This is a genomic window from Pseudomonas sp. BF-R-24, assembly GCF_019947335.1.
In the GTDB taxonomy this organism is placed as follows: Bacteria; Pseudomonadota; Gammaproteobacteria; order Pseudomonadales; family Pseudomonadaceae; genus Aquipseudomonas; species Aquipseudomonas jessenii.
On record NZ_JAGYGG010000046.1, the window covers coordinates 33,222 to 41,017 of the forward strand.

At 58.6% G+C, this 7,796-nt stretch carries 6 protein-coding genes; 2 read left to right on the plus strand and 4 right to left on the minus strand.

Features of this window, described 5'->3' with window-relative positions; all coding sequences use genetic code 11:
- Positions 1–196 precede the first annotated feature (196 nt).
- Positions 197–2,059 (plus strand): ABC transporter ATP-binding protein, encoded by a 1,863-nt coding sequence (locus KGA98_RS25295; RefSeq protein WP_223504331.1) that lies wholly within the window; start codon positions 197–199, stop codon positions 2,057–2,059.
- 119 nt (positions 2,060–2,178) lie between these two features.
- On the opposite strand, the gene KGA98_RS25300 is transcribed toward KGA98_RS25295, so the two are convergent.
- From KGA98_RS25300 to KGA98_RS25315, 4 genes are all read right to left on the minus strand, one after another.
- Complete coding sequence (locus KGA98_RS25300) at positions 2,179–2,610, minus strand: bleomycin resistance protein (RefSeq protein ID WP_223504333.1); 432 nt, start codon at positions 2,608–2,610, stop codon at positions 2,179–2,181.
- 160 nt (positions 2,611–2,770) lie between these two features.
- Positions 2,771–4,123, minus strand: a complete 1,353-nt coding sequence (locus KGA98_RS25305) for an SLC13 family permease (RefSeq protein ID WP_057715298.1) — start codon at positions 4,121–4,123, stop codon at positions 2,771–2,773.
- A 169-nt stretch (positions 4,124–4,292) separates the two neighbouring features.
- On the minus strand, positions 4,293–5,087 hold the full coding sequence (gene scpB, locus KGA98_RS25310) for a methylmalonyl-CoA decarboxylase (protein ID WP_223504335.1): 795 nt from the start codon (positions 5,085–5,087) through the stop codon (positions 4,293–4,295).
- Complete coding sequence (locus KGA98_RS25315; protein ID WP_223504337.1) at positions 5,084–6,313, minus strand: CaiB/BaiF CoA transferase family protein; 1,230 nt, start codon at positions 6,311–6,313, stop codon at positions 5,084–5,086. The genes scpB and KGA98_RS25315 overlap by 4 nt, the downstream gene beginning before the upstream one ends.
- 180 nt (positions 6,314–6,493) lie before the next feature.
- Here KGA98_RS25315 and KGA98_RS25320 point away from each other — a divergent pair, with 180 nt between their 5' ends.
- Complete coding sequence (locus KGA98_RS25320; protein ID WP_223504339.1) at positions 6,494–7,438, plus strand: LysR substrate-binding domain-containing protein; 945 nt, start codon at positions 6,494–6,496, stop codon at positions 7,436–7,438.
- Positions 7,439–7,796 lie beyond the last annotated feature (358 nt).

Sequence of the window (7,796 nt, forward strand, 5' to 3'; positions counted from 1 at the left end):
CGGTCTTGGCCGGTTCCCTTCGATACCGGCCGATTTATCCCTGCCGACCGGGTCTCTGGCAACGTTTGATAGCCCGCACCCGGCAACCCAATCCTGGGAGCGACCTGCCAACAGCGCCACACCTCAACTTCGCAAAACCCTCAAAGCAACCGTTCAATGGCAGAATCCCCTCAACTTGATCGTTTTGGAGAACACCATGCTTCGTGCGTTTGAACGAAGGCTCGACCCCTTTCCTCCTGACGAGGTACCACCGCCACCCGATGGCCTGGCTCGCTTCCTGTGGGCCTGTACGCGGGGCGCCCGCGGTTACATCCTTGCACTTGCGCTACTAAGTGCCGGTGTGTCGATTTACGAAGCCTGGCTGTTTTCCTTCCTCGGGCAGGTCGTGGACCTGCTCTCGACCTGGCAGGCAGGCGGTGAAGCGGCTGCGCAGGAAAGTCGCGTGTTGTGGGGCATGGGCATCGTAATGGTGACCAGTGTCGGGCTGGTGGCGTTGCGCACCATGGTGCAGCACCAGATATTGGCGATTAACTTGCCGTTGCGGCTGCGCTGGGACTTCCATCGCCTGATGCTGCGACAAAGCCTTTCGTTTTTTTCCGATGAGTTTTCCGGCCGAGTCACTACCAAGGTGATGCAGACTGCGCTGGCGGTGCGTGATGTGCTGTTCACCCTGATCGAGATCGTGCCCGGGATCGGGGTGTATTTCATTGCGATCATCGCCCTGGCCGGCGGCTTCGCTTTGAAACTGATGCTGCCTTTCGTTGCCTGGGTCGTGTTGTTCGGCCTGGCCATGCTGTACTTCGTGCCCCGTCTGGGGAAGGTCGGGCAGGAACAGGCTAATGCGCGGTCGATGATGACCGGGCGTATCTCGGACGCCTACACGAACATCACTACGGTGAAGCTGTTCTCCCACTCCAATCGTGAAGCGCACTTCGCGCGCGCAGCGATGGAGGATTTCAAGCACACCGGCTTTCGCCAGATGCGCCTGGTAAGCCAGTTCGAAATCGTCAACCAGGCATTGGTGGTGGCGTTGATCATGGCAGCAGGTGGTTATGCCCTGTGGCTATGGCACCAGGGTGAGGTCGGCGCAGGTGCCGTGGCGGCAATCATCGCCATGGCCTTGCGTATCAACGGCATGTCGAACTGGATTATGTGGCAGATGACCTCGCTGTTCGAGAGTATCGGCACCCTGCAGGACGGCATGGCGACGCTCACCCTCGGCACCAAGGTGCAGGACGCGCCGGACGCCGGCGTGCTGGTGACCTTCGGCGGCGCGGTAACCTTCGATAAGGTGAGCTTCAATTACAATGGTGAACGCCAGGTACTCGATGGTCTGAGCCTGAGCATCCGCCCGGGCGAAAAAATCGGCTTGGTTGGCCGCTCTGGCGCCGGTAAATCCACGCTTATCAACTTGCTGCTGCGTTTCTATGACGTCGACAGCGGGGAGATTCGCATCGACGGCCAAAACATCGCACAAGTGACGCAAGACAGCCTGCGCGGCTGCATCGGTATGGTCACGCAGGATACCTCCCTGCTGCACCGTTCCATTCGCGACAACATCGCCTACGGCCGTCCCGATGCGACCGACGCGCAAATCCGCAGCGCCGCGGCCAATGCCCAGGCCGATGAATTCATAAGCCAATTGAGCGACCGGCAAGGCCATACCGGCTACGACACCCTTGTGGGTGAGCGCGGCATCAAGCTGTCGGGCGGCCAGCGCCAACGCGTCGCGATTGCCCGGGTGATGCTCAAGAACGCCCCGATCCTGCTTCTTGACGAGGCCACCAGCGCGCTGGACTCGGAAGTCGAAGTGGCCATTCAGGAAAGCCTCGATGAAATGATGCAGGGCAAGACGGTGATCGCCATCGCCCATCGGCTGTCCACGATTGCAGCCATGGATCGGCTCATCGTCATGGATGACGGACGCATCATCGAACAGGGCACCCACACCGAATTGCTCGGGAAGAACGGCGTCTATGCGCGGCTTTGGCAGCATCAAAGCGGCGGGTTCCTGGGGGAGGATAAGGGCGTGGTAGAAGAGGCTATGGATCAGGCGTGAGTGTGAAGGGTGCGCAGCAGGGGGAGGGGCGCCGACTGGCCGATAGCTGCCTGACGCGATGGGCAGCTACCGACCGGTTGAGTCCACAACACAAAGCTGACGGTCGGCTTGGCTCAGATTCAGATTGAGCAAGCCGGTCTCTCACCCAACCGCTCTACCAACCTTACGAGATAACCGTCGGGATCCTGGACGATGAATTCGCGCTGGCCTACTTCTACATTGTCCGCCCGATACCAGGTGTCTTTGCATTCTCGATAGAGAGGAAATCCAACCTGATCAAGTTTTTGGATGATGGGTGCTACAGCCTCAACATCAATCTGCAGGTTGATGCCTCTTCCAAACGGCTTAGTCAAAGGCGCAGTCAGCCATTGACCCGCGTCCGAATCAACCTGTTCAAGCATTACTTGAGCACCATTCAAATCAAGGTATGCAAATCCATCTTCCGGGCGTTGATAAGCTACTTTGAACTCCAGGCAATAAACCCAAAAAGCCAGGCTGCTATCCAGGTTGCTTACCATTAACTCCGGAACCAGTTTGTTACGTTTAAACATGAGATGACTTCCATTTCAAAAGGCTCATTTTTGCGGGCGGGCAGGTTCTGCACTTATGGCTTCGATTCTTCCCTTCCGCAAATCGTGCAGGAATTTACCCCTCGTGGCAGGTGACGGAAAAATTGAGTCCATCAGGCTGATCAGGGCCTGACCCGAAGGCTCAGAGCACCCCGGGCACCACCAGGGTCAACCAGGCAACACAGGGTCCCACCAGGGCAACCACCGCGCTATAGATCAGCAGACTGCGCAACACTTTTTCTCGCTCCAGCGGGGGGGTATTGGCAACCACCAGCGCACCATTTGTGGAGAACGGGCTGGTGTCGACGATGGTGGTGGAAATGGCGATAGCCGCGACCACGCCGACCGCACTGATGTGGCCCTGGCTCAAGAATGGCACGGCCAGGGGAATGATCACCCCTAGCAACGCCGTGGACGAAGCGAAGGACGAGATAATTGCGGCAGTGAAGCACAGCAGCAAAGCGACCAGCAGCGGTTCACCCAAGCCGGAGATGCCATGGGCGACATAGTCGATGGTACCGATGGTCTGCATCACTCCGATGTAAGTGATGATCCCGGTGATCAGCAGAACAGTCGACCAACTGACCTTGTCAATGGCCGCCTTCTGCGCCTTAGGTGCGAACATGGCCAGGACTACCGCGACCGTCATGGCCACCAACCCGATATTGAACTTGAACACTAATGCCGAGATCGCCAGGGCCAACAGCCCGACCAGCGTCGACAGCTTGGCCCCGTCCAGGCCGCTGAGGGTATGTAGCGGCGCACCGGCACCCGTCAGGTCAGTACGATGATAAGCAGGGGACGCCGGCGTACCACCGTGGCCAAGAATGGCCAGCGATGCACCGGCAGCATGCAATTCGGGACCGGACGGGACCACCACCAATGACAGGCGAGCGCTACGTAAACCACCGAAGACTACGAATACCACCATGGCAATCCCCAGGTTGAACAGCAGGCTGGCGATGAACAGAGTGAACGGTGCATAAGGCAGCCCGGAGGACGCAACGATCTGATTGGTTATGCCACCGAAAATACTCACAGGGGAAAAACTGCCGCCTTGAGCGCCGTGAATCACCATCAGTCCCATGAGCACGGGGTTGATGCGGTACTGCACGGCGAAGTTGAGAGCAATAGGCGCGAGGATGGCTGCCACCGCAGGGCTCAGCGCACCGAAACCGGTGAGCAGCGCCGCCACCACGAACATCACCCAGGGTATCCAGGCGACATGGCCACGCACCATCAACACTGCCCGTTCGATCAGCCAGTCGATGGTGCCGTTGTTCTGGGCGATGCCGAATAAATAGGTGACACCGACCAAAGTCAGGAACAGGTCACTGGGAAAGCCGGCGAAGATGGTCGCCGGTGTCATGTCCATTATCACCGAACCGACGATAAAGACCGCCGCGAACGCCAGCGCGCCCATATTGATGGGCAACACGCTGGCGATACCGAAAATGACCACTAGCACTAAAATCGACAGAATTTCATTATTCATTTCAATCTGACTCCCCGCATTCGGACGGTCCCGCAGGTACCGTCCTTGTTGTTATTGTTTCGGGATGTTTAGCAATCGACTCGCGTCGGGCCGAGCGTGACGATACGAGGAAGCGTGGCTTGCCTGCGAAATCGGTCGTACAAACACAGAAGCTTTCAACGCTGTCGTGCTAATTGCCATTAAATGCTGCTGGCCGGCGCTCGGCAAAGGCTGCCAGCCCTTCGCCAAAGTCAGCACTTTCGCAGGCTTGTCGGCGCAGTTCGGCAATCTGCTCCATCGCCTGCACCGGAATCGGTTGCAGGTCTTCGAGGATACGCAGCTGTTCCTTGACCGCCGCAACGGCTAGCGGCGCTTTGCAGGCGATGCCGTGTGCCAGTTCCAGCGCGGTCGCTTCCAGCACATCAGTGTCGACCAGTCGGTTGACCAGACCAAACCGTTCCGCCCGCACCGCATCGAGCTTTTGTGCAGTGAAAAACATTTCCTTCAACACATGAATCGGCAAATTGTTGAAGAAGCGCAGCAATCCACTGGTGGTGTAGGGCAATCCAATGTTCACCGGAGTCATGGCAAAGCTTGCGCTGCGGTCCGCGACGACCATGTCGCAGCTCATTACCAGATCCACCGCGCCGCCCCACACCGAGCCGGACACCAGGGCAACCACCACGCCGGGATAGGCGCGGATGCGGCGCAATACCTGTTCGAGCGGTTTGCCATAGGCAATCGGGTCGCGGTCGTGTTGCAGTTCGCGGATATCGTGGCCGGCACTCCACACGGATTGGCCGACTTCGCAGCCGAGGATCACCACCGGGATGCGTTGTGACGCCAGTGCGATGAGACTTTCGTCGAGCGCCGTCAGCAGTTGCGCGCTGAGTGCATTGCGGTGTGTGGGGTTGCTGAAGACCAGCCGCGCGATGCGTTCATCGACCCGGTTGACGGTCACAGTTGTGGAAGAGGCTGAATTCATTGTGCGGCTCCTGTCGATTGCGCGCCGGTCATGTCATCGGAGTTCTGGAACACTATTTTAGCGGCGAGCAGTGCGTTGATTGATGCAGCGTCGAAACCGGCTTCGCGCAATACTTCGACGGTGTGTTCGCCAAGCAGCGGCGGTGGGCGGCTGACAACGCTGTCATTGGCGCAGAACACCGGGGTCACTACCTGACGCAGTGCACCAAGGGTCGGGTGCGTGAGTGTCTCGGTCAGTTGGCTGTGCAGCACCTGCGGGTCGTCGAAGACCTCATCGAGTGTGTTGATCGGGCCGGCGGGTAATCCTGCGTCAACGAACAGTGAGGTCCACTCGCGTTTGCTGCGGGTTTTCAAACGACTTTCCAGAATCTCTCTCAATTCGTCACGACGTTCGACCCTCGCTTCATTGGTGGCGAAGCGCGAATCATCCGGCAGCTCGGGCAAATCGAGCAGTACGCACAAACGCCCCCACATGGCCGAGGTGATCGGTGCCAGATTGAGCGGGCCATCCTTTGTCTGGAACACGCCGTAAGGTGCAATCACCGAATGGGCGTTACCGGTGCGGCGCGGCACATCCCCCAGGCTGAGGTAGCGTTGGCCGTGCACACTCAGCAACCCGACCAGACTGGCCAGCAGCGACGTGCTGACATGTTGGCCACGCCCGGTGCGCTCGCGCTCGAGCAGCGCAGCCATCACCGCTGTCACCAACCACATGCCCGAAGTCAAATCGCCGATGGCGGTGCCGGTGCGCGTCGGGTCGCCATCGACGAAACCGGTCAGGCTCATCAGCCCCGAGTAGCCTTGGGCGATCTGGTCGAAGCCCGGCCAACTGCTCATCGGCCCGTCGGCGCCAAAGGCGTTAATGCTGCCCAATACCAGTCGCGGATTGCGGGCGCTGAGCACCTCATAACCGAGGCCCATGCTTTCCAGCGTGCCAGGTTTGAAGTTCTCGATGACGACGTCGGCGTCATCGATCAACTGCTGGATGGTGGTCAACCCTTCGGGGGTGCGCAAGTCAATGCACATGCCGCGCTTGTTGCGGTTACACGATAAGTAGTAGGTGCTCACGCCACGGTCGAAGGGACCCCAGGTGCGGCTCATATCACCAGTCGGGCCGGGCTCGATCTTGATCACATCGGCACCGAGGTCTGCCAGCACCATGGTGCAGAACGGCCCGGACAGTGCGCGACTCAGGTCGACGATTTTCACGCCTTGCAAAGCTTGCATAGGATTCTCCAGTGAAGGGTTGAATACCGGCCATTGCACCAAGGCCTTTGAAGCGCCATTCGCCTGTTACGACCGTTAGCGCTTCGTGTTGTGAGACGAGTCTAGGCGCCGTATCTCATAACCTTCAAATATGATATTCCTCTACACTCATCGGAAAATCATATGGCTTGGGAGGTACACATGGACCTGCGCCAGTTGCGGTATTTCATCAAGGTGGTCGAGTGCGGGAACATCACCCGCGCCAGTGAAACGCTGCATATCGCGCAGCCAGCCATCAGCCAGCAGATGCGCAACCTGGAACAGGACATGGGCATGCAACTGCTCGAGCGCAGCGTGCATGGCGTTGTTCCCACGGCGGCTGGGCAAACGCTTTATCGGCATGCCATCGAACTGCTGCGCCAGGCCGACGGCACCCACGAACTGCTGCGCCAGGACGCCGAATTCCCGCAAGGCAAAGTCTCGGTCGGCATGCCGTCGAGTACGGCGCGCATGCTGGCAATTCCGCTCGCACGCACGATTCGCAGCCGTTATCCGGGTATCAAGTTGGAATTGATAGATTCTCCGAGCGCCGAACTCGGACGTTTGATCACGGTAGGGCGAGTGGCACTGGCGGTGAATGTCGATGTGGTCGAAACCCGGGGCATGGCTTTCCGGCGGCTGTTAACCGAAACGCTGTACTTGGTGGCGTGGCCGGAATTTTCATTATCGGATGAGCCGGTGTCGATTGAGGCATTGGCGAAGATGCCGCTGGTGCTGCCCTGTGCTCCGAACACCATTCGCAGTCGGGTCGAATTTGCACTGCAGGAGGCCGGCCTGAAATGCGAGGTTGAATTCGAAGCCAATTCCACCGACCTGTTGTTCTCAGCCGTCAAGGCGCAGCTCGGTGTCACGATCCTGCCGTGGGCCGCAGCCCATGTGGAGCTTGTGCAACACAGGCTCAAGCTGGCCAGGATCGATCATCGACTGTTCAAGCGGGATCTTTCGCTGTGCTGGCATGACACGGTTGTAGAGAGCAATGCCGTGCAGAAGGTCAAGTCGACCATTTTCGAGCTGTTCGAGGCGTTCAAGCGGCAGCCGGGGTGGGCAGATGAACTGGTCAAAGGAAGGAACCTCCAAGACTACTGACAGGCTATATTGGGTCGGAAGTAGTCGTTCGTGAGTGGCTGCTTTTGGCCGGTTTCTGCCTGTCACGAAGGGCCGCAGTCGACCCTTGACGGACGCTCGCAAGGTGCCAATTGTCAGAGTGAATTTTCTGTCTATGAGAAGTGGGGGAAGCGGCAGCCGCAAATGAGGCTGCCGCCCGACCGCTAGTTAGGTATTGGAATGTTCACACCTTCCTTCTGCAGGTCTTCGCGTACCGACTGGAATTTCTGGTACTTGGAAATTTCCACCGGGCCGTCGTAGGTCATGCTTTGCATTTTGCGTGGAGGGTACTTGGCGTAGGTTTTCATCAGGTTGTTGATCGCGATGCTGATGGGAACCA